A 21045-nucleotide genomic window follows, 5' to 3' on the forward strand; every position below is an offset into this window, starting at 1 on the left:
TTTGACAGATCAACGGGGTGGTCTATTTTTTAAAATCATCAAAATCAAATAGTTGTGTTTTTTCGGTTCAGATCGTGAACTGAAACACACTTTGCGCTACCATCAGAGCGCGACGAAAAGGGGAGCGGAAGCGATGGGCACAAAAGAGAGTGAAATGACGCAAGACAAAGAGAGGCCAGCCGGAAGTCAGAGCCTGTTCCGTGGTTTGATGTTGATTGAGATTCTGAGTAACTATCCGAATGGGTGCCCGTTGGCGCATTTGTCTGAACTGGCAGGGCTGAACAAAAGTACTGTGCATCGACTCCTGCAAGGGCTGCAATCCTGTGGGTATGTCACCCCCGCGCCAGCGGCAGGGAGTTATCGCCTGACCACCAAATTTATTGCCGTGGGTCAGAAGGCGTTGTCGTCACTGAACATCATCCATGTTGCTGCGCCGCACCTCGAAGCGCTGAATATCGCCACCGGTGAAACCATCAACTTCTCAAGCCGTGAAGATGACCACGCGATTCTGATTTATAAGCTGGAACCGACGACGGGCATGCTGCGTACCCGCGCTTATATCGGCCAACATATGCCGCTGTATTGCTCGGCGATGGGTAAAATTTACATGGCGTTTGGGCATGCGGATTATGTGGAAGCCTACTGGGAGAGCCATCAGGATCTTATTCAGCCCCTGACCCGCAATACCATTACCGGTTTACCGGCGATGTACGACGAATTGGCGCAGATCCGCGAAAGCAGTATGGCGATGGATCGGGAAGAGAACGAACTGGGCGTTTCCTGTATTGCCGTGCCGGTGTTTGATATTCATGGTCGGGTGCCGTACGCGGTGTCAATTTCACTCTCTACCTCGCGACTTAAGCAGATAGGGGAAAAAAATCTACTCAAGCCACTACGGGAAACCGCGCAGGCGATTTCAAATGAGCTGGGTTTTACCGTTCGCGATTAGGCAGAGATCCATAGTTATTCAGGCACCTGACAATATTTAACCGTTTCCCCTGTCCGATCAAAGCGACAAGGGCGACCTCTCTGGCACTCTGTGGTTTTCACGCAGAGGGAGGGGACAATGAACGCGTTTATTATGGCGGATGCGGCAAAATGTATTGGGTGTCGTACCTGCGAAGTTGCCTGCGTCGTCGCGCACCAGCAAAACCAGGACTGTGCGTCGGTCTCTTCTTCTGCGTTTATACCGCGGATTCGGGTAATCAAAGATGACACCTTTACAACGGCGGTCGCCTGCCATCAATGCGAAGACGCTCCCTGTGCGAATGTTTGCCCAACGCACGCCATTCGTCGTGAACATGGGCATATCTTCGTTGAACAGACACGTTGTATTGGTTGTAAAAGCTGTGTGCTGGCCTGCCCGTTTGGGGCAATGAATGTCGTTGCCCGTTCGTCGCGGGTGCAGGCGATAAAATGCGATTTGTGCTGGCATCGTGAGACGGGGCCAGCGTGTGTAGAAGCCTGCCCGACCAGCGCGTTGCAGTGTATTGATGCCGTCAGTATTCAGCGACAGCGTCTGCGTTCACAACCGCTGTGAAGTGAGCCCGACCCGCACTTGGGTCGGGTTTGCGTTAGCCTTCCAGCCAGGCGCGTTCGATCTCTTCAGCCAGAATCTTCACACCAGCTTCGATTTTCTCTGGTTCTGGCACGTAGTTCATCCGCATGCACTGATGGGTATGTGGCCAGGGTTTATCCAGCCCCGGGAAGAAGTAGTCACCGGGAACCATCAGTACGCCGCGCGCTTTCAGGCGCTGATACAGCAGTTCAGTAGTAATGGGCAAATCTTTGAACCACAGCCAAAGAAAAATCGCGCCCTCTGGTTTATGGATAAGGCAGCGATCTTCTGATAAGTAGCGGCGAATAATCGCAATCGTCTCCTGAACGCGCTGATAGTAAAACGGTTTAATTACCGTTTCGGACAGGCGCAGTAGATCGTTACGTTTAATCATCTCGCACATCATCGCCGGTCCCATCCCGCCAGGAGCAAGGCTGATGATGCCGTTCATATTGGTAATCGCAGTGATGATTTTTTCATTGGCGATAATGATGCCGCAGCGGGAACCTGGCAGGCCCAGCTTGGAAAGGCTCATGCACAGCACAATGTTGGGGTTCCACAGCGGACGCGCTTCGCTAAAGATGATGCCAGGGAATGGTACGCCATAGGCGTTATCAATCACCAGCGGGATCCCATGCAGGTTGGCCAGCCGGTCCAGCTTCATCAGCTCGTCGTCTGTGATCACGTTGCCTGTCGGGTTAGTCGGGCGTGACACGCAGATCATCCCCGTCTCTTCACCGATGTGCAGGTGTTCAAAATCAACGTGATACTTAAACTGGCCTTCCGGTAACAGTTCGATGTTCGGACGCGCGGAGACGAAAAGATCTTCTTCTAGCCCGGAATCGGCATAGCCAATGTATTCCGGGGCTAATGGGAATAACACTTTTTGCGTTGTTCCGTCAGCGCGGCGTCCGGCGAACAGATTGAATAAGTAGAAAAACGCGCTCTGACTGCCATTTGTCAGTGCAATATTTTGTGGCTCGATATCCCAACCCTGCTTCTCACGTAGCAGTTTCGCCAACTCAGACAGGAGCTCGGTTTTCCCTTGCGGACCGTCATAATTGCAAAGCGCATCAGTGGCTTTGCCGTTTGCCAGCATATCTGTCAGCAGAGACTGGAAGTAATTTTGCATCTCTGGAATTTGCGCCGGATTACCACCGCCGAGCATGATGGCACCTGGGGTGCGTAAACCGTCGTTGAGGTCCTCCATCAGGCGGGTGATGCCTGAATGGCGGGTAAATTTGTCGCCAAAAAGTGAGAATGTCATAGCAGGGGGTCTGTCGAACTGAGTAGTAAAGTGGCTAACCATAGCGCTACCCATGGCAGGGTGCAAATCAGGGGAAGCGGACCGGATTGATGTTTTGTGCTGCAGATGTTTGCCTGGCTGGTTTTTTATTTTGTGTTGGGATTCCCGCCGTATGCACAGCGGGAAGCCTGTTGGGATCAGGGCTGGCCGGCCCACACCACCATCACCTTATCGTCGTCATGCTCGCGGATAAATCCGTATCCCTGCTTCAGGGTAAGCGTAGTCTGTTTACCGGTGCCGATGGCGGGATGTCTGGCTCGGAACTGACTGATGCGCTGCCAGTGTGCGACGCTGGCGGCAGATTTCCCGCTCACATCCTGCCAGTTCATTTCTGAGCGCGTGCCCTGCAATGGGTCTGAGCCTGTTGGTCCAAAGGGTCGGGCCGACTCGTCGCCGTAAAAGAGTTGTACCGCGCCAGGCGCCAGCAACAATAGCTCGGCGGCTTTGTCTCCACCTTCGCGAAACAGACGCGTATCGTGCGAGGAGAGATAGCTCAGGACGTTGAAATCCTGCAATTTTTCAGCCATTTGTTGCCAGGTGACATCCATATTTGCCAGACAATCGACGGCCTTTGCCGCCTGCTCCTGATAGTCGAAATTGATCATCGCATCAAAGCCGTGACGGTAATAGTCGCTTTGCATCACGCCGTGACCCCAGGCCTCGCCGGTCATCCAGAAAGATTTATCATCCAGCGCTTTATCCGGGTTGGCTTTCTTCCACTCAGCCAGCGCTGCGCTGGCCTGTGTTTTTAATTGCTGCCAGGCGGGAAGCTCGACGTGTTTGGCGGTATCAACCCGAAAGCCGTCAATCCCGTAATCACGCACCCACTGGCTGAGCCAGTGCGTCAGATAATCGCGGGGCGTGTAACCGGCAATAGCTTTAGCGTGCGTATCTGGTTTGTGCTGATAAAAGTTTGGCAGCCCGGAAGGTGTGGTGGATTCGGTTTTCAGATCGGGCAGGAAGGCCAGTGACATGGTCAGGTCGTCAAAGCCAGGATTGTCGTAATCGCCAATATCGGTACGGATCCAGTTTTTCCCCCACCATTTTTCCCAACCTGTTTTATCGCTGAAGTTGATGTAATCATTAAAGCTGTGCCAGTTTTGCCCGGCGGCTGGCTTCCAGTCCGTCCAGCGTTCACCGAGCGTGTTTTTCAGTTCATCGCCCGACAAGTACAGCGCTCCAAACTGATACTCCTGCATATCCGCCAGCGTGGCGTAGCCGGTATGATTCATGACGACATCGAACAGGATACGAATGCCGCGCTGGTGCGCACCCTCAACCAGGGCACGCAGGTCAGCTTCATTACCCATATTCGCATCGAGCGTGGTCCAGTCCTGAGTGTAATAGCCGTGATAAGCGTAGTGGGGGAAATCGCCTTTGGTGCCACCGCCGACCCAACCGTGAATTTGCTCAAACGGTGCGCTGATCCACAAGGCGTTGACGCCCAACTGTTGCAGGTAGTCGAGTTTACTGGTGAGTCCGCGCAAATCGCCACCGTGGAAAGTGCCAATTTCCTGCATGCCGTCGTTGCGACGTCCGTAGCTGTGGTCGTTGCCTGGGTCACCATTTACAAAGCGATCCGTCAGAACGAAATACACCGTAGCGTTATGCCAGTCGAAAGCAGCCGGGGCATCGGTTTCTGCCCGCTCCAGCAGCAACAGCCCGTTACTGGCTGCGGCAGGTTGTAGGGTAATCGACCCATTCTTTACCGTTGCCGTTTGTTTGCTGTAGTAATCGCGCACCACGGCACCTTCCGGAAAGGTCTGGCTCACATCCAGTGTTAACGGCGAACCATCCCATTTCGGGCACTGGCGAATCTGGGTCGTGACAGGGTCTGCGGCGCTTTTTACCGAGAGCATCAACGTTGGCGTTCCGGAGCGGGTATCGACTTCCAGCGTGTAATCGCCGTCTTTGAATAAACGCCACTGCGGCGGCGCGCCTTCACACGGTTTTAGCGATAGCATCTGGTTGAGTTTTATCACATCAGCAGGCTGCCAGCACTGTTGGTCAAAATTTAGGATTAAAGGACGAGTACCCTTCGTCAACGCTGCATGGCTGACGAATTTACCCGTACCTTCCGCTTCGAAGTTGGGGAATCCCTGAGAAGTCCATGATGAGGCGATGGCAATGCCGGGCATGAGCGCCAGCGCAACGGCGGCAAGTTTCATAATGCTGTCCTTGGTGCTGCTGTTTTCGCCAGTTTGCCAGTGAAATCAGGCTGGAAACTCATCCTTTGAGTCGATTCCGCCAGGAGGAGAAGTGAGGGTGAGCGATCGCGTTCAAAAAATGAACTTATTTTGCGATAACCTCCACATTTTCTTCGAATTAATGGCACCCTGAACCGTTAATGCGTGACATAGTTTCAGAATTGGACTATTCCTTTGGGTGCTCTTGACGGCTATTTTTGATATGATTTGAGATTCATCTCTCATTTTTGTGAAAAATATAAGGTGTTGGAATGTATAAATCCGACCAGGAGACCTAATGATATTGACTCCCATTCGACGATATGGGGCAATGATTCTTATGTTACTCACCGTTGCATTTTCGGGTGAGGTGCTGGCAAAGACACACACGGCGACAACGAGTCACAAGCCTCAGATAACCAAGGCAAGTAATAAACAGGTTAGCAGTAAACAAGAGTATTCTCGCAATAGTGCAAAGAGTAGTTCACTTCCTGATTTGCGAAAATACCCTTCCGGAACACCAAGGAAAAAAGCGTTTCTCCGGACGGTTATGCCTTATATTACCAGTCAAAATGCTGCCATTACTGCGGACCGTAACTGGCTGATTTCAAAACAGTACCAGAACCGCTGGTCACCGACTGAGCGTACGCGTATGAAAGACATCGCGAAGCGCTACAAGGTGAGCTGGTCTGGCAACACGCGTAAAATTCCGTGGAATACGCTGCTTGAGCGCGTAGACATTATCCCGACCAGTATGGTGGCAACCATGGCTGCGGCCGAAAGCGGCTGGGGTACGTCGAAGCTGGCGCGTAGCAATAACAACCTGTTTGGCATGAAATGTGGCAAAGGTCGCTGTAACAATGCCCCAGGTAAGGTGAAAGGCTACTCACAGTTTGAATCGGTGAAAGAGTCGGTGAATGCTTACGTCATCAACCTGAACACGCACCCGGCTTACTCTTCTTTCCGTAAATCACGTGCGCAGTTGCGTAAAGCCGATCAGGAAGTCACCGCTACCGCGATGATCCATAAGCTGAAGGGTTATTCCACTAAAGGACAGAGCTACAACAACTATCTGTTCGCAATGTATCAGGATAACCAGCGTTTAATCGCCGCGCATATGTAATTCTGTGTGCCGGATGGCGGCTTCGCCGTATCCGGCAATAATCCTCACAGCAACACTTCGCTGTTCACATCGCGATACTCTTTTGGCGTCGTGTCGTACTCTTTCTTGAAGACCGAATAGAAATACTGCAGAGACGGATAGCCACACATCTGTGAAATTTCGTTGATTGAAAGCGTGGTAGAAATCAACAGACTGCGCGCTTTTTCCAGCTTTTCGGCATGAATCACGGCGTGGATAGTCTCTCCGACCTCTTCTTTAAAACGCTTCTCCAGATTTGAACGTGAAATCCCTACTGAATCAAGAACTTGCTCAACCTTAATCCCTTTGCAGGCATGATTGCGGATAAAGTGCATCGCCTGAATGACGGCAGGATCGGTCAAGGAGCGGTAATCGGTTGAGCGCCGCTCAACCACGCGCACCGGAGGAACCAGAATGCGTTGCAGCGGCAGCGCCTCATTCGCCAGCAAGCGGTGCAGGAGTTTTGCGGCCTGGTAGCCCATCTGCCGGGCTCCCTGAGCTACGGATGACAGCGCTACCCGTGATAAGTAACGAGTCAGTTCTTCGTTATCTATTCCTATCACGCATAGCTTTTCCGGTACCGGGATATGTAGGTGCTCGCAGACTTGCAGGACGTGTCGTGCCCGCGCGTCGGTGACCGCGATAATGCCGGTTTGCGGCGGCAACGTTTGTAGCCAGTCTGCCAGACGATTTTGCGCGTGCTGCCAGTTTTCCGGCGCAGTTTCCAGCCCCTGGTAGACGACGCCGCGGTACTTTTCTTTAGCCACCAACTGGCAAAAGGCATATTCACGTTCTGCGGCCCAGCGTTTACCGCTTGAGGAAGGCAGGCCGTAAAACGCAAAACGGTTAACCCCTTTCTCTTTCAGATGCAGAAAAGCGCTTTCTACCAGCGCGTGGTTGTCGGTAGCAATGTAATGTACCGGGGGATAATCTTGCTCCCGATGGTAGGAACCCCCAACGCCGATGATCGGAACATCGACATCGGCAAGTAATTGCGCAATGTCATCATCGTCATAATCGGCAATAACGCCATCGCCTAACCAGTCTTTAATATTATCGATACGGGCGCGGAAATCTTCCTCAATGAATATATCCCACTCGGATTGCGATGCCTGTAAATATTCACCCACTCCTTCTACCACCTGACGGTCATAGGCTTTATTGGCATTGAATAACAGAGTGATGCGGTGACGTTTATCAAACATAAGAACCTGTCCTGGAAAGGTTAACGTGGGCCTGTCGATACTAGCAAAACCGCCGGTACGACTGCTTGATGAAGCGTGACAAATTTCCTGATTGCCTGAGGCCAGGCAAAATTTACATACTGTCAGCGGGATGACAATTGTCATTTTTCATCTGCGCATTACGGTTTTTTGTTTAATGGCTAACCTTCGATCGCGATCGCTTTTTTATTTCGTTTTTCAGCGCGTTTTTTTGGGAGCCAGCGCACGTTTGGGTATTCTCTTAATAGCGGTGTGAAATAACGTAATTGAGCAATAAATCAGGAAATTCCAGTATAGCCATATCGCAGTTTACTTACCGTATTACCTGATTATGGAGCTTATTATGCCGGCTTATTTTGACCAACTTGATCGTGTTCGTTTTGAAGGTACTCAATCCACCAACCCGCTCGCATTTCGCCATTACAATCCTGACGAAATCGTGTTGGGCAAACGTATGGAAGATCATCTGCGTTTTGCTGCCTGCTACTGGCATACCTTCTGCTGGAACGGTGCGGATATGTTCGGTATGGGCGCTTTCGATCGTCCGTGGCAGCAGCCTGGTGAAGCACTGGCGCTGGCGAAACGCAAAGCGGACGTGGCATTTGAGTTCTTCCACAAGCTGAACGTGCCTTACTACTGCTTCCATGATGTGGATGTCTCGCCTGAAGGGGCTTCACTGAAAGAGTACAAAAACAACTTTGCGCAGATGGTTGATGTGCTGGCGGCAAAACAGGAACAGAGCGGCGTGAAGCTGCTGTGGGGAACAGCAAACTGCTTTACCAACCCACGCTACGGCGCGGGTGCGGCAACAAACCCGGATCCAGAAGTGTTCAGCTGGGCCGCCACGCAGGTGGTTACGGCCATGGATGCCACGCACAAGTTAGGCGGTGAAAACTACGTTCTGTGGGGTGGTCGTGAAGGCTATGAGACGCTGCTGAATACCGATCTGCGTCAGGAACGTGAGCAAATTGGTCGCTTCATGCAGTTGGTGGTGGAACACAAACACAAAACCGGTTTCCAGGGCACTTTGCTTATCGAGCCGAAACCGCAGGAACCGACCAAGCACCAGTACGACTACGATGCGGCGACCGTCTACGGCTTCCTCAAGCAGTTCGGTCTGGAAAAAGAGATCAAACTGAATATTGAAGCTAACCATGCCACGCTGGCTGGCCACTCGTTCCATCACGAAATCGCCACCGCTATCGCGCTGGGTCTGTTTGGCTCTGTCGATGCCAACCGTGGTGACGCGCAACTGGGCTGGGACACGGATCAGTTCCCGAACAGCGTAGAAGAGAACGCGCTGGTGATGTACGAAATCCTGAAGGCGGGCGGTTTCACCACTGGTGGCCTGAACTTCGATGCCAAGGTGCGTCGTCAGAGTACCGATAAATATGATCTGTTCTATGGTCATATTGGCGCGATGGATACCATGGCACTGTCGTTGAAAATTGCGGCCCGTATGATTGAAGACGGTGGTCTGGATCAGCGCGTGGCAAAACGTTATGCCGGTTGGAATGGTGAGCTGGGCCAGCAAATTCTGAAAGGGCAGATGACGCTGACGGAAATTGCGCAGTACGCTGAACAACATAACCTGGCGCCGGTGCACCAGAGCGGTCATCAGGAATTGCTGGAAAATCTGGTGAACCATTATTTGTTCGACAAATAACGGGTTTCTGAGAACGTCCGTAAGCCCGGTCAGCTCGCGCTACCGGGCCTTTCTTTAAGGAACGATGCCTTATGTATATCGGGATAGATCTTGGCACATCAGGCGTAAAGGCCATCCTGCTCAACGAGCAGGGGGATGTGGTCGCTTCGCACACGGAGAAACTCACCGTCTCGCGCCCGCATCCGTTATGGTCTGAACAAGACCCTGAGCAGTGGTGGTCGGCAACGGATCGGGCTGTGAAAGCATTGGGCCAGCAGCATTCGCTTCGCGAGGTGAAAGCGTTGGGGATTGCCGGGCAGATGCACGGCGCGACGCTACTGGATGAGCAACAGAAGGTATTGCGTCCGGCTATTCTGTGGAACGATGGTCGCTGTGGTGAAGAGTGCGTGATGCTGGAGAATCAGGTTCCGCAGTCTCGTGCGATCACCGGCAACCTGATGATGCCTGGCTTTACCGCGCCAAAACTGCTGTGGGTGCAACGCCACGAGCCGGAGATTTTCAACCAGATTGATAAAGTCCTGCTGCCGAAAGATTACCTGCGTTTGCGCATGACCGGTGATTTTGCCAGCGATATGTCTGATGCGGCAGGGACAATGTGGCTGGATGTCGCGAAGCGTGACTGGAGCGATGTCATGCTGACTGCCTGTAAACTGACTCGCGCACATATGCCTGCGCTCTATGAAGGCAGCGAGATTACCGGAACCTTGTTGCCAGACGTCGCTAAAGCCTGGGGAATGCAGGAGATTGCGGTTGTTGCCGGAGGTGGTGATAACGCGGCGGGGGCGGTTGGCGTAGGCATGATGAATGCCGGTCAGGCGATGCTTTCGCTGGGGACGTCCGGTGTCTATTTTGCGGTGAGTGATGGTTTCCTTAGCAAACCGGAAAGTGCGGTTCACAGTTTTTGCCATGCTTTGCCTGAGCGATGGCATCTGATGTCTGTGATGTTAAGTGCGGCATCGTGTCTGGACTGGGCGGCAAAATTAACCGGACTGGCGAGCGTTCCTGCATTGATTGACGCTGCGCAACAGGCTGATGAACTCGCGGAGACGGTCTGGTTTTTACCTTATCTTTCCGGTGAACGTACGCCGCATAACAATCCGCAGGCCAAGGGCGTATTTTTCGGTCTGACGCATCAGCATGGTCCGGCAGAACTGGCGCAGGCGGTGCTGGAAGGTGTGGGGTTTGCACTGGCTGACGGTATGGACGTGGTACATGCCTGCGGCGTGCAGCCCGCCAGCATTACGTTGATTGGCGGCGGGGCGCGCAGTGAATACTGGCGTCAGATGCTATCTGACATCAGCGGATTGCAGCTGGATTATCGTACCGGCGGTGATGTCGGCCCTGCACTTGGTGCGGCGCGACTGGCGCAAATTGCCATGAATCCGCAGCGGCCTTTATCAGACCTTCTGCCTCAGCTTACGCTGGAACAAGCGCATTATCCTGACGCCGGTCGCCACGCGCTTTACCAACAACGTCGGGAAACCTTCCGCCGAATCTACCAGCAGTTGCAACCGCTGATGTCCTGATCCTCGTTCCCCTCTGGTAAACAGAGGGGATTTATCAAATGTATATTTCAATCCAATAAATAGTTAGTACGCATGGATTTATTCTGAAAGTCCGGCGTAGTGCCATTTTTCTGTGTTGTCTTTAGCGGGTTATTCATATTGTATCCATGATGGATAAGGAGATCCCAATGAAGACGACAAGGCTGTTGCCATGGATGTTATTTCTCTCAGGCATACTGACTTACAGTATTGGCTTATGGCGGGCATGCCCGTTATTGAGTGGCAAAGGCTATTTTTTCGGCGTGCTGATGACGGGAATGTTTGTGACATATGTTTATCAGCGTGCTGAAAATCTCGATCAGAGCGACGATCGCTTCGCCTCTGTATGTCAAATGGTCACACTCATCACGATAGGGTTGCTGCTGGTGGGCGTCTGGAACGCCCCGTTATCGCCCCTCGAAAAAGGGCTGTATCCGGTGGCATTCATCGTATGTTTACTGGGGCAAGTTTTGTTGCTACGTCTGCAAAATATGGGGGATTAACTCACCAGCCTGCGCGTATCGATGCGCTGCAACAGTATGGACAACAGTAAACTGCCTGCCAGCGTGGCGCTGAAAATCCACAGCATATCCAGCGGTGGCCAGTTTTTGAGTTCAATTCCGTTGGTTCGTAGTGCGTGAATGATCAGCGCATGAAAACCATAAATGCCCAATGAATGGCGAGAAATAAGGCCCAGTAGCGGCAGAGTACGTGTGCTGAGCGTATTTTTGACCAGCGTCAGGAGTGAGACGGCGCAAATAAATACCGCAGGGCCGCAGTAGAGGTACCAGGTGTCGGCAAAATTGCCTCGCCAGCGCAGTTCATGCAATGTGCCACGAGAAATAATAAATACTGCGGTAATGAATAACGCCGCACAGAGCCAGCTGAGCGCGCGCTTTTGCGTATCCATCATGCCAATCGCCCGGCCCAGCATGCCGTACAGGATGTAATAGAAGGTGTCGCCGCTGATGTACAGGTTAATGGGTAGCCATTCAAAACCGCCAATTTTTTGCGAGACGGTATTGGGATTGGCAATCACGCCTATCACCACCATCAACGCCAGCAGCATCTTGCCGCTGATATTTTTCACCTGTATCAGCGGAGAAACCAGGTAGATGACGGCGATCGCGAAGAAAAACCACAGATGATAGAACACCGGCTTTTGCAGCAGGTTCTTCAGCGACAGCTCAGCGTTGATCGAGGTAAACAGCAGGATATAGGCCAGCGCCACGCTGCTGTAAAACAGAATGCAGAGCGTGATGCGCAGGAAATGGCGCGGTTTGGCGCTACGCTCGCCAAAAAACAGATAACCCGAAATCATAAAGAACAGCGGGACGCTGACGCGAGAGGCTGAATTGAGCACGTTAGCCAGATCCCAATTCAACGGGCTGACGCTTTGCGCATTGGTGATGTACCAGGTCGTGGTGTGGATCATCACGACCATTAAACAGGCTATCCCGCGCAGGTTATCAATCCAGAAAATTTTGGGCTGCATCAGTTCCTCTGTGTCCATTAAAAAAAGTCTGACCGATATTTTGCGAACGTAGCTCACTGGAATAATCCGAGTTCTTACGCTAAAGCTTGAGATGGTCTGATGAGATTCTCAAAATAGGATCTGTTTCCAGACACTAATAATAAGACTGACCAGCAAACCAGGCGGTAATAAAATGATGATGAAGTATTTCTTTCCCACAATCGCTACCCTTTTGCTGGTAGCGTGCGCTGACACACAACCGTCTGCACCCGCGCAGAAAGCGCAAAAGGTTAAGGTCAGTGCCACACGTTCGCTGGATATGGAGTCATTGTGCAAAAATGAGGCGGCGCAACGCTACAACACTGGCGCGCAGAAAATTGATATCTCCGGCCTGGAGCAATTCCAGGGCAGCTATGAGATGCGTGGTTCTACCTTCCGTAAAGAGAGTTTTGTCTGTTCTTTTGATGCAGATGGGCAGTTTTTGCACCTTTCCATGCGCTAAGTTCCCCCTTTTTCCCGTTTCGTACTGTATATCTTGCAGCCAGCGGGTATACTGATCGCTTCCTTTAAATCCACACGTATCCAGCACGAAATAATATGCAAAAGTTTGATACCAGGACCTTCCAGGGCTTGATCCTGACCTTACAGGATTACTGGGCTCGCCAGGGCTGCACCATTGTTCAACCATTGGACATGGAAGTCGGCGCGGGAACATCTCACCCAATGACCTGCCTGCGTGCGCTGGGGCCGGAACCGATGGCGACTGCTTATGTGCAGCCTTCCCGTCGTCCGACCGATGGCCGCTATGGCGAAAACCCGAACCGCTTACAGCACTACTATCAGTTCCAGGTAGTGATTAAGCCGTCACCGGACAACATTCAGGAGCTGTACCTGGGTTCTCTGAAAGAGCTGGGTATGGACCCGACCATTCACGATATTCGTTTCGTGGAAGATAACTGGGAAAACCCGACGCTGGGTGCCTGGGGTCTGGGTTGGGAAGTGTGGCTGAACGGCATGGAAGTAACTCAGTTCACCTACTTCCAGCAGGTTGGTGGTCTGGAATGTAAACCAGTAACCGGGGAAATTACCTACGGTCTGGAACGTCTGGCCATGTACATTCAGGGCGTAGACAGCGTTTACGACCTGGTCTGGAGTGACGGCCCGCTGGGTAAAACCACTTACGGTGACGTGTTCCATCAGAACGAAGTGGAGCAATCCACCTACAACTTCGAATACGCCGACGTGGACTTCCTGTTCACCTGCTTCGAGCAGTACGAGAAAGAAGCGCAGCAGCTGCTGGCGCTGGAAAATCCGCTGCCGCTGCCTGCGTATGAACGTATTCTGAAAGCCGCCCATAGCTTCAACCTGCTGGATGCGCGTAAAGCCATCTCCGTCACCGAGCGTCAGCGCTATATCCTGCGCATTCGCACCCTGACCAAAGCAGTGGCAGAAGCTTACTACGCTTCCCGTGAAGCCCTTGGCTTCCCGATGTGCAACAAAGACAAATAAGAGGCGGCCATGTCTGAGAAAACTTTTCTGGTGGAAATCGGCACTGAAGAGCTGCCACCAAAAGCACTGCGCAGCCTGGCTGAGTCCTTTGCTGCAAACTTTACCGCGGAGCTGGACAACGCTGGCATCGCGCACGGCAACGTTGAGTGGTTTGCTGCACCGCGTCGCCTGGCGCTGAAAGTCGCGAATCTGGCGGAATCTCAACCCGATCGTGAAGTTGAAAAACGCGGTCCGGCCATTGCCCAGGCGTTTGACGCTGAAGGCAAACCGAGCAAAGCGGCAGAAGGTTGGGCACGTGGCTGCGGCATCACGGTTGATCAGGCTGAGCGTCTGACTACCGACAAAGGCGAATGGCTGCTGTATCGCGCGCATGTGAAAGGCGAAAGCGCTGAAACGCTGCTGCCAAACATGATTGCCACTTCGCTGGCGAAGCTGCCGATCCCGAAACTGATGCGCTGGGGCGCGTCTGACGTTCACTTCGTGCGTCCGGTTCACACCGTGACTCTGCTGCTGGGCGACAAAGTTATTCCGGCAACGATTCTGGGCATTCAGTCCGATCGCGTGATCCGTGGACACCGCTTTATGGGCGAGCCGGAATTCACTATCGATTCTGCCGATCAGTATCCGGAAATCCTGCGTGAGCGCGGCAAAGTCATTGCGGATTACGCTGAGCGTAAAGCGAAAATCAAAGCCGATGCTGAAGAAGCGGCCCGTAAGATTGGCGGTAACGCTGACTTGAGCGAAAGCCTGCTGGAAGAAGTCACCTCGCTGGTAGAATGGCCGGTAGTGCTTACCGCGAAATTCGAAGAGAAATTCCTCGCTGTTCCGTCTGAAGCGCTGGTACACACCATGAAAGGTGACCAGAAGTACTTCCCGGTTTATGCGAACGACGGCAAATTGCTGCCGAACTTTATCTTCGTTGCCAACATCGAATCGAAAGATCCGACCCAGATTATCTCCGGTAACGAGAAAGTCGTTCGTCCGCGTCTTGCGGATGCTGAGTTCTTCTTCAATACCGACCGTAAAAAACGCCTTGAAGACCATCTGCCGCGTCTGCAAACCGTGCTGTTCCAACAGCAACTGGGTACGCTGCGCGACAAGACTGACCGTATCCAGGCGCTGGCGGGCTGGATTGCTGGTCAAATTGGCGCTGACGTTAACCACGCAACGCGTGCTGGCCTGCTGTCCAAGTGCGATCTGATGACCAACATGGTCTTCGAGTTCACCGACACCCAGGGCGTGATGGGAATGCACTACGCGCGTCACGATGGCGAAGCGGAAGATGTCGCTGTGGCGCTGAACGAGCAGTATCAGCCGCGTTTTGCCGGTGATGACCTGCCGTCTAACCCGGTGGCTTGTGCCGTGGCGATTGCTGACAAGATGGACACCCTGGCGGGTATCTTCGGTATTGGTCAGCATCCGAAAGGCGACAAAGACCCGTTTGCGCTGCGTCGTGCTGCTCTGGGCGTGCTGCGTATCATCGTTGAGAAGAACCTGAATCTGGATCTGCAAACGCTGACGGAAGAGGCTGTTCGTCTGTATGGCGACAAGCTGACCAACGCCAACGTGGTGGATGACGTTATCGACTTTATGCTTGGTCGCTTCCGCGCCTGGTATCAGGACGAAGGTTATACCGTCGATACCATTCAGGCCGTGCTGGCGCGTCGTCCGACTCGTCCGGCTGATTTCGACGCACGTATGAAGGCGGTTTCGCACTTCCGTACACTGGAGGCCGCGTCCGCGCTGGCTGCCGCGAACAAACGTGTATCGAACATCCTGGCGAAGTCTGAAGAAACGCTGAATGACCGTGTGAATGCGGCAACGCTGAAAGAGCCGGAAGAAATTGCGCTGGCGATGCAGGTTGTGGTGCTGCGCGATAAGCTGGAGCCAGTTTTCGCCGCTGGCCATTACCAGGAAGCGCTGGTTGAGTTAGCGGAACTGCGTGAGCCAGTTGATGCGTTCTTCGAGAAAGTGATGGTCAACGTAGAAGATAAAGATCTGCGTATCAACCGTCTCTCCATGCTCGAAAAACTGCGCGAACTGTTCCTGCGCGTGGCGGATATTTCGCTGCTGCAGTAACGGTCCTGAGCTGACTTAGAAAATGCCGGATGGCGGCTTCGCCTTATCCGGCCTACGAGATAAACACCAGTAGGCCGGATAAGCATTGCGCCATCCGGCATTTTTTTATGTTGTTAGCGCAGCTGTAATTTAGTCAGACAGGTCTGGCTGTCTTCCATGGTCTTAATGGGATACTCCGCTTTTTTGCCGTTGTAGCTTACTGCGATGGTGCCTGCCATATTGCGCGGTAGCCAAACCCCGACGAAGCCATTTCGACCGCTCTTCATCTCTTTTTGTAGCACTACATCACCCTTGTTATCCGTCACTTTGACATTGAATGTCTTCTCCGGCATTTCGCCCTGGCAACCGGAAAGGCTGTGGTTGAAGCAAGGATGTGTTTGCCATTCATAAGGGGCAAATGACAGATAGAACTTGTCACCGAGCGGCAGGGTATAGATCTGATCGCCTGAAGAGAGCTTCAGTTCAGTGCTGGTGACGGATGCCGAGTAGGGCAGTGGGCGGCTCTGTGGAGACTGGTCAATGGCCTCGACGATTTGCTCGACGGATTTTCCGCTGAGCCCGTGTTCCGCCAAAAAAGTGGCTTCAGGGGTTGCGGCGAACGCGCTACCGGTGGTGAGTAAACCTAAAACCAGCAGTAATGAGGATTTCGACATAGCTTCAATTCCTTGTGAACGTTGTGGAATACAGACTGGCTCACTATAAAGCTTGCCCTTAGGGAAAGGTCAAAGGGGCGGCGGGTAAAGTAATGCAAAGACGCGTGTGGGCGAGGCGTTTTAAGAAGTACAGATAAAAAAAATCCCCGCCGTTTGGCAGGGATTCAGAATCTTGAGCTTTTTAAGCTTACAGGCTGGTTACGTTGCCAGCTGCCGGGCCTTTAGCGCCGCTTTCGATGGTGAAGGAAACTTTCTGACCTTCGTCCAGAGATTTGTAGCCATCGTTCTGGATAGCAGAGAAGTGTACGAACACGTCTTTAGAGCCATCGTCAGGAGTGATGAAACCGAAACCTTTGTCAGCGTTGAACCATTTTACGATACCAGTCATTTTACCGGACATAGTGTATTACCTTTTAAAAAATAAGTGTGCCTTTCGGCGATATGGCGTGCTTTACAGATTTTTTAACAGTAAAGGAAATGCTCACTACGAAGGGTATCAACGATAACTCTTGAAGGGACTTGCCTTACTAACTGCTGTAATGGTCTGTACGTCAAACCGTTGAGGGCATTAACTCATTTTACGCATGTGGATGCAACTACTATTTTCTTTTTTGTGGATAACCTTCGTAAGGGAACGGCCCCGTTACAGGACCGTTCTTAAGCAAAATTGAAAAATAGTTCAATCCATCAGTTGCTTACTTAATCTTGGATCTGCCTGGATCAGGCGCATTAACTTCAATTCGGTAGTGGAAGGCTTTACGCGTTTAGACTCCCATTCATGAACCATCGCGACTGTCACGCCCATTACTCGGGCAAAATCATCTGTTTTTAAACCCGTCCCTCGTCGTAACTGTTCAAATTCGGTGAAAGGGTTGGTTTTTTGCGTCAGAGTGACCGTCTGCGATACATCTTTAAAAACAATCTGCTCCAGACTGCTTAGCAGTTCAAACATAGGATCTTTGTATTCCATTGAGAACTCCTATAAATCACACAGCGGGATCGTGAATTTTCTCGAAGCTCATTAAGAGTAGTCGCAAAAAATGAAGTCGGATTCGGGGTTTGAGAGATGGATTCGTTTCAGCAGATCGCAGGTGACAATCTGTTGCTGGCTAACGAACTGATAAAGGTCGGGATCTCCGACCGATCGATTCCGATTGTAAAGATGACTAAAATATGACGCCGAGTAGTAAATGCAGCATTGTTTAGCAAAACGAACGGTGGTGGGAACGGTTATTTTCCCCCACAAGATTATGCGGAAAGGGTATCTTGCGGGGCTGACCTGGACTATCCTTGTTAACGTCAGGCACGCGGGTGTCGTTGTGCGCATTTTTGGGTGAAAGGAGTATTAAAATGGCGACAGGTAAGTCCTGCTCTCGCTGGTTTGCGCCTGTTTTGGCGCTCTTAATGGTAGTTGGCCTGAGTGGGTGTTTTGATAAAGAAGGCGATCAACGTAAAGCGTTTATCGATTTTCTGCAGAATACTGCAATGCGTAGCGGAGAACGTTTACCAACGCTGACCGCCGATCAGAAAAAACAGTTTGGCCCGTTTGTGTCCGATTACGCGATTCTGTATGGCTATTCGCAGCAGGTTAATCAGGCGATGGACTCCGGTCTGCGTCCGGTGGTTGATAGCGTAAATGCGATTCGTGTTCCTCAGGATTATGTGACTCAGCGTGAGCCGCTGCGTCAGGCAAATGGTGCGCTAGGTGTATTAGGGCAACAGTTGCAGAATGCGAAACTACAGGCAGATGCTGCGCATGGCGCGCTGAAGCAGGGCGAAGATCTGAAGCCGGTCTTTGACCAGGTTTACAATAAAGTCGTTACTGTACCTGCAGAGGCGTTACAGCCGCTGATCCCTGCAGCGCAAATCTTCACGCAGCAGTTAGTGCAGGTTGGTGATTTTGTGGCGCAGCAGGATACGCAGGTGAGCTTTGTCGCCAACGGTATCCAGTTCCCAACGTCACAGCAGGCAAGTCAGTACAACACGCTGATTGGCCCGTTGGCTGCTCAACATCAAGCATTTAACCAGGCCTGGACTGCTGCGGTGAATGCCGCTCAGTAATTAAGCCGCTGTAAGATATGAAGGGCCGGGTGAGTGTAAGCGCTACCCGGCCTTTTGTTTATCGCGCGACCTGCGGGTTTACGCAGTTCTTCTCAACGCGTCCTTGCAGCGCATCGATTAAGTTATCCACCGCACAGGCCGCCATGTTATAGCGCGTTTCGTGCGTGGCTGAACCAATGTGCGGCACAGCAACCACGTTTGGCAGCGACAGCAGCGGTGAGTCTGCCGGTAATGGCTCCTGCTCAAACACATCCAGGCCAGCGGCATGAATTTCGCCGTTTTGCAGGGCGGCAATCAGTGCTTTTTCATCGACCACCGGCCCACGTCCGGCGTTAATGAAAATGGCGGAAGACTTCATTTTGGCAAACTGTTCGGTGCTGAACAGATGATGCGTTTCGTCGGTTAACGGCAGGATCAGGCAGACAAAATCGGATTCTTGTAACAGCGTATCGAGGTCGCAGTAGCGCGCATTGAAGCGTTCTTCTGCTTCCTGATGATGACGGCGCGCATTATAGAGAATCGGCATGCTAAAGCCGAAATGCGCACGTTGTGCCAGCGCCAGCCCAATGCGGCCCATGCCGACAATCCCCAGCGTTTTGTGGTGCACATCCGTACCGAACCAGTCCGGCCCGATACTTTTGGTCCATTCACCGACCTTCACCCGTTCAGCCACTTCTACCACGCGGCGAGCGGTGCTTAACACCAGCGCCATCACAGTATCGGCGACGGTTTCTGTCAGTACGGTTGGCGTGTGCATCAACAGCACCTTACGCGCGTTAAGGGCATCGACGTCGAAGTTGTCATAGCCGACGGAAATCGTGGAGGTCGCACGCAGTTTCGGCATTTTCTCCAGTAGAGCGGTATTGACGGCTTCACTGGAGCCCAGCAGACCTTCCGCATTGGCAAAAGCCTCAGCGTGCTGTGCGACCGTTTCCGGGCGCAGGTTAGGCACCTGAGTCACAGTAAAATGCTCTTCCAGGCGATGCAGTAAATCGTCAGGTAACGCTTTATAGAGAATAATGGACGGCTTCATGCGAATCTCCGTAAGTTAAAATTTAAGCGTGGCGTGCGCCAATAGGTAGCTGTTGATTATTAGCAGGCTCAGGCCGAGTCCTGCCGTTGCACACGCACGTCGCTGGCGGTTATTTTTGCCCAGTGCAAGGCACGAGCAGAGAAGTTTGGTGAACCAAACGAGCTGGGAGTAACGCCGCAATGGGCAAAAATAGCCCCAGCCCTTCGGGACACGCGTCAGAACCACGAACTCTTCGTTGTCTGGCTTGGGCATAGTTCACTATGCCCAGCGCCCTCCGCCTTGATTACGCGGTTCTGCCACAGTGTCGACGGTGTGTTCAATGGCAGGACTCGGCCTCACAATGAGAGTTAGCCATACTGAGACAAAAAGCGCTACCCCCATAAAAATGTACGAGGCGGACGGACTGCCGGTAGCGCCATTGAGGTAGCCGACAAACCATGAACCAAAGAATGAGCCTAGCGCGCCCATACTGTTGATCAGCGCCATTGCACCCCCGGCAACGTTACGCGGCAGCATTTCAGGAATGATGGCAAAGAAAGGACCATAAGGGGCATACATTGCCGCACCCGCAATAACCAACAGCGTGTAAGAAATCCAGAAGTGGTCTGCGCCCACGGCCCAGGAGCCGATAAAAGCGAAAGCAGCTATCAGTAACAGTGGCCAGACAAACAGCTTACGATTTTGCAGTTTATCGGAGGCCCAGGAAACGAGGATCATCGCCGCCGTCGCCGCCAGATAAGGTACGGATGACAGCCAGCCAACCTCAACCATCCCCAGATTTGCACCGCCGTTGCGGATAATCGACGGCAGCCACAGGACAAAACCATAGACGCCAATACTCCAGGTGAAATACTGCATACACAGCAGGATGACGTTACGTGAGCGGAAAGCCTCGCTATAGTTCCGTACGGCTTTGATGCCTTGCTGCTCTTTTTCCAGTTGTGCCTGAAGGGCGGCTTTTTCAGATTCTGACAGCCAACCGACCTGAGACGGTTTGTCTTTTACCAGCACCCACCAGCAGAACGCCCAGATGATGGCCGGGAAGCCCTCGATGATGAACATTTCCCGCCAGCCCAGCGCCTGGATCAGATACCCGGAAACCACGGACATCCACAGGACGGTAACCGGGTTACCGAGGATCAGGAAAGTGTTTGCGCGCGAACGCTCGGACTTCGTAAACCAGTTACTGATATAAATCAGCATTGCGGGCATGACCGCGGCTTCAACGACGCCAAGAATAAAGCGGATGGCGGCAAGCATTGGAATATTGCTGACCATGCCGGTTAACGACGCACAGGCACCCCAGAGGATCAGACAGACAAAAATCAGTTTTCGTACGCTGCGGCGTTCGGCGTAAATTGCGCCCGGGATCTGAAAGAAGAAGTAGCCGAGGAAAAACAGCGCGCCCAGCAGGGAAGAGATCCCTTTGGTAATGCCGAGGTCCTCGTTGATACCTGCGGCGGAGGCGAAGCTGAAGTTCGCGCGGTCAAGGTACGCCAGGCTATACGTGATAAACACGATTGGCATGATGTACCACCAGCGTTTTGCTGCATTAGTTGAGCTATTCATAGACTGCCCTCTGGTTATGCTGTTACGCCGCCTCTGTATGTAG

General features: G+C 52.4%; 20 protein-coding genes. 10 read left to right on the forward strand and 10 right to left on the reverse strand.

Features of this window, described 5'->3' with window-relative positions; all coding sequences use genetic code 11:
- Positions 1–133: 133 nt before the first annotated feature.
- Positions 134–949 carry an IclR family transcriptional regulator YiaJ gene (gene yiaJ / locus OGX67_RS03010; RefSeq protein WP_003024237.1) on the forward strand — a complete coding sequence of 272 codons (816 nt, stop codon included), beginning with the start codon at positions 134–136 and terminating at the stop codon, positions 947–949.
- A gap of 117 nt (positions 950–1066) precedes the next feature.
- The gene (locus OGX67_RS03015; RefSeq protein WP_071667604.1) at positions 1067–1540 is read left to right on the forward strand and encodes a 4Fe-4S dicluster domain-containing protein; all 474 of its coding nucleotides are present in this window, start codon (positions 1067–1069) and stop codon (positions 1538–1540) included.
- A gap of 34 nt (positions 1541–1574) precedes the next feature.
- Here OGX67_RS03015 and avtA read toward each other — a convergent pair whose 3' ends face one another.
- Both avtA and malS read right to left on the reverse strand, forming a co-directional pair.
- Positions 1575–2825 carry a valine--pyruvate transaminase gene (avtA, locus tag OGX67_RS03020; RefSeq protein WP_003844572.1) on the reverse strand — a complete coding sequence of 417 codons (1251 nt, stop codon included), beginning with the start codon at positions 2823–2825 and terminating at the stop codon, positions 1575–1577.
- 176 nt (positions 2826–3001) lie between these two features.
- On the reverse strand, positions 3002–5032 hold the full coding sequence (malS, locus tag OGX67_RS03025) for an alpha-amylase (RefSeq protein ID WP_204583186.1): 2031 nt from the start codon (positions 5030–5032) through the stop codon (positions 3002–3004).
- 316 nt (positions 5033–5348) lie between these two features.
- Here malS and OGX67_RS03030 point away from each other — a divergent pair, with 316 nt between their 5' ends.
- Positions 5349–6173 carry a protein bax gene (locus OGX67_RS03030; protein WP_003024247.1) on the forward strand — a complete coding sequence of 275 codons (825 nt, stop codon included), beginning with the start codon at positions 5349–5351 and terminating at the stop codon, positions 6171–6173.
- Positions 6174–6217: 44 nt separating this feature from the next.
- Here OGX67_RS03030 and xylR read toward each other — a convergent pair whose 3' ends face one another.
- Entirely contained in the window at positions 6218–7396 is a 1179-nt protein-coding gene (xylR, locus tag OGX67_RS03035) for a D-xylose utilization transcriptional activator XylR (protein WP_003024250.1), read from the reverse strand.
- A 361-nt stretch (positions 7397–7757) separates the two neighbouring features.
- On the opposite strand from xylR, the gene xylA reads away from it, so the two are divergent.
- From xylA to yiaB, 3 genes are all read left to right on the forward strand, one after another.
- Positions 7758–9080: a xylose isomerase gene (xylA, locus tag OGX67_RS03040; protein ID WP_003024252.1), complete on the forward strand. Its 1323-nt coding sequence runs from the start codon at positions 7758–7760 to the stop codon at positions 9078–9080.
- A 71-nt stretch (positions 9081–9151) separates the two neighbouring features.
- The gene (gene xylB / locus OGX67_RS03045; protein WP_268045686.1) at positions 9152–10606 is read left to right on the forward strand and encodes a xylulokinase; all 1455 of its coding nucleotides are present in this window, start codon (positions 9152–9154) and stop codon (positions 10604–10606) included.
- A gap of 167 nt (positions 10607–10773) precedes the next feature.
- A complete protein-coding gene (gene yiaB / locus OGX67_RS03050; RefSeq protein WP_257651335.1) occupies positions 10774–11127 on the forward strand; it encodes an inner membrane protein YiaB in 354 nt (117 codons plus the stop codon).
- On the opposite strand, the gene OGX67_RS03055 is transcribed toward yiaB, so the two are convergent.
- Positions 11124–12119 (reverse strand): acyltransferase, encoded by a 996-nt coding sequence (locus tag OGX67_RS03055; protein WP_003024258.1) that lies wholly within the window; start codon positions 12117–12119, stop codon positions 11124–11126. The two genes, yiaB and OGX67_RS03055, sit on opposite strands and share 4 nt — an antisense overlap.
- 172 nt (positions 12120–12291) lie before the next feature.
- Between OGX67_RS03055 and OGX67_RS03060 the strand changes: the two genes are divergently transcribed.
- The 3 genes from OGX67_RS03060 (at position 12292) to glyS (ending at position 15686) form a co-directional block, all read left to right on the forward strand.
- Positions 12292–12600, forward strand: coding sequence for a YsaB family lipoprotein (locus OGX67_RS03060; protein ID WP_003024259.1), 309 nt, complete (start codon positions 12292–12294; stop codon positions 12598–12600).
- A gap of 95 nt (positions 12601–12695) precedes the next feature.
- Positions 12696–13607 (forward strand): glycine--tRNA ligase subunit alpha, encoded by a 912-nt coding sequence (gene glyQ / locus OGX67_RS03065; RefSeq protein WP_001168551.1) that lies wholly within the window; start codon positions 12696–12698, stop codon positions 13605–13607.
- A 9-nt stretch (positions 13608–13616) separates the two neighbouring features.
- A complete protein-coding gene (gene glyS, locus OGX67_RS03070; protein ID WP_003837705.1) occupies positions 13617–15686 on the forward strand; it encodes a glycine--tRNA ligase subunit beta in 2070 nt (689 codons plus the stop codon).
- 113 nt (positions 15687–15799) lie between these two features.
- Here the strand turns inward: glyS and cueP are convergent, their stop codons facing one another.
- From cueP to OGX67_RS03085, 3 genes are all read right to left on the reverse strand, one after another.
- Positions 15800–16339 (reverse strand): copper-binding periplasmic metallochaperone CueP, encoded by a 540-nt coding sequence (cueP, locus tag OGX67_RS03075; RefSeq protein ID WP_003024269.1) that lies wholly within the window; start codon positions 16337–16339, stop codon positions 15800–15802.
- A gap of 187 nt (positions 16340–16526) precedes the next feature.
- Positions 16527–16739 (reverse strand): transcription antiterminator/RNA stability regulator CspE, encoded by a 213-nt coding sequence (gene cspE / locus OGX67_RS03080; protein ID WP_000014594.1) that lies wholly within the window; start codon positions 16737–16739, stop codon positions 16527–16529.
- Between the two features lie 279 nt (positions 16740–17018).
- The gene (locus OGX67_RS03085) at positions 17019–17309 is read right to left on the reverse strand and encodes an HTH-type transcriptional regulator (protein WP_003024273.1); all 291 of its coding nucleotides are present in this window, start codon (positions 17307–17309) and stop codon (positions 17019–17021) included.
- A 380-nt stretch (positions 17310–17689) separates the two neighbouring features.
- Between OGX67_RS03085 and OGX67_RS03090 the strand changes: the two genes are divergently transcribed.
- Positions 17690–18400, forward strand: coding sequence for a DUF3053 domain-containing protein (locus OGX67_RS03090; protein ID WP_003024276.1), 711 nt, complete (start codon positions 17690–17692; stop codon positions 18398–18400).
- A 58-nt stretch (positions 18401–18458) separates the two neighbouring features.
- Here OGX67_RS03090 and ghrB read toward each other — a convergent pair whose 3' ends face one another.
- Genes ghrB through OGX67_RS03105 form a run of 3 tightly spaced genes read right to left on the reverse strand, consistent with a single transcriptional unit; the run spans position 18459 to position 21002 of the window.
- A complete protein-coding gene (ghrB, locus tag OGX67_RS03095; RefSeq protein WP_003024278.1) occupies positions 18459–19433 on the reverse strand; it encodes a glyoxylate/hydroxypyruvate reductase GhrB in 975 nt (324 codons plus the stop codon).
- 15 nt (positions 19434–19448) lie between these two features.
- Positions 19449–19685, reverse strand: a complete 237-nt coding sequence (locus tag OGX67_RS03100) for a hypothetical protein (protein ID WP_127790525.1) — start codon at positions 19683–19685, stop codon at positions 19449–19451.
- Between the two features lie 6 nt (positions 19686–19691).
- Positions 19692–21002, reverse strand: coding sequence for an MFS transporter (locus OGX67_RS03105; RefSeq protein ID WP_032939182.1), 1311 nt, complete (start codon positions 21000–21002; stop codon positions 19692–19694).
- Positions 21003–21045: the final 43 nt, after the last annotated feature.

Origin of the sequence: Citrobacter sp. Cf118 (assembly GCF_030334095.1) — a bacterium.
Taxonomy (GTDB): Bacteria; Pseudomonadota; Gammaproteobacteria; order Enterobacterales; family Enterobacteriaceae; genus Citrobacter; species Citrobacter freundii.

Bases quoted from the DNA above. Each gene is read 5' to 3' on its own strand.
- yiaJ (WP_003024237.1), top strand. From the start codon at position 134: ATGGGCACAAAAGAGAGTGAAATGACGCAAGACAAAGAGAGGCCAGCC.
- OGX67_RS03015 (WP_071667604.1), top strand. From the start codon at position 1,067: ATGAACGCGTTTATTATGGCGGATGCGGCAAAATGTATTGGGTGTCGT.
- avtA (WP_003844572.1), bottom strand. From the start codon at position 2,825: ATGACATTCTCACTTTTTGGCGACAAATTTACCCGCCATTCAGGCATC.
- malS (WP_204583186.1), bottom strand. From the start codon at position 5,032: ATGAAACTTGCCGCCGTTGCGCTGGCGCTCATGCCCGGCATTGCCATC.
- OGX67_RS03030 (WP_003024247.1), top strand. From the start codon at position 5,349: ATGATATTGACTCCCATTCGACGATATGGGGCAATGATTCTTATGTTA.
- xylR (WP_003024250.1), bottom strand. From the start codon at position 7,396: ATGTTTGATAAACGTCACCGCATCACTCTGTTATTCAATGCCAATAAA.
- xylA (WP_003024252.1), top strand. From the start codon at position 7,758: ATGCCGGCTTATTTTGACCAACTTGATCGTGTTCGTTTTGAAGGTACT.
- xylB (WP_268045686.1), top strand. From the start codon at position 9,152: ATGTATATCGGGATAGATCTTGGCACATCAGGCGTAAAGGCCATCCTG.
- yiaB (WP_257651335.1), top strand. From the start codon at position 10,774: ATGAAGACGACAAGGCTGTTGCCATGGATGTTATTTCTCTCAGGCATA.
- OGX67_RS03055 (WP_003024258.1), bottom strand. From the start codon at position 12,119: ATGCAGCCCAAAATTTTCTGGATTGATAACCTGCGCGGGATAGCCTGT.
- OGX67_RS03060 (WP_003024259.1), top strand. From the start codon at position 12,292: ATGATGATGAAGTATTTCTTTCCCACAATCGCTACCCTTTTGCTGGTA.
- glyQ (WP_001168551.1), top strand. From the start codon at position 12,696: ATGCAAAAGTTTGATACCAGGACCTTCCAGGGCTTGATCCTGACCTTA.
- glyS (WP_003837705.1), top strand. From the start codon at position 13,617: ATGTCTGAGAAAACTTTTCTGGTGGAAATCGGCACTGAAGAGCTGCCA.
- cueP (WP_003024269.1), bottom strand. From the start codon at position 16,339: ATGTCGAAATCCTCATTACTGCTGGTTTTAGGTTTACTCACCACCGGT.
- cspE (WP_000014594.1), bottom strand. From the start codon at position 16,739: ATGTCCGGTAAAATGACTGGTATCGTAAAATGGTTCAACGCTGACAAA.
- OGX67_RS03085 (WP_003024273.1), bottom strand. From the start codon at position 17,309: ATGGAATACAAAGATCCTATGTTTGAACTGCTAAGCAGTCTGGAGCAG.
- OGX67_RS03090 (WP_003024276.1), top strand. From the start codon at position 17,690: ATGGCGACAGGTAAGTCCTGCTCTCGCTGGTTTGCGCCTGTTTTGGCG.
- ghrB (WP_003024278.1), bottom strand. From the start codon at position 19,433: ATGAAGCCGTCCATTATTCTCTATAAAGCGTTACCTGACGATTTACTG.
- OGX67_RS03100 (WP_127790525.1), bottom strand. From the start codon at position 19,685: ATGCCCAAGCCAGACAACGAAGAGTTCGTGGTTCTGACGCGTGTCCCG.
- OGX67_RS03105 (WP_032939182.1), bottom strand. From the start codon at position 21,002: ATGAATAGCTCAACTAATGCAGCAAAACGCTGGTGGTACATCATGCCA.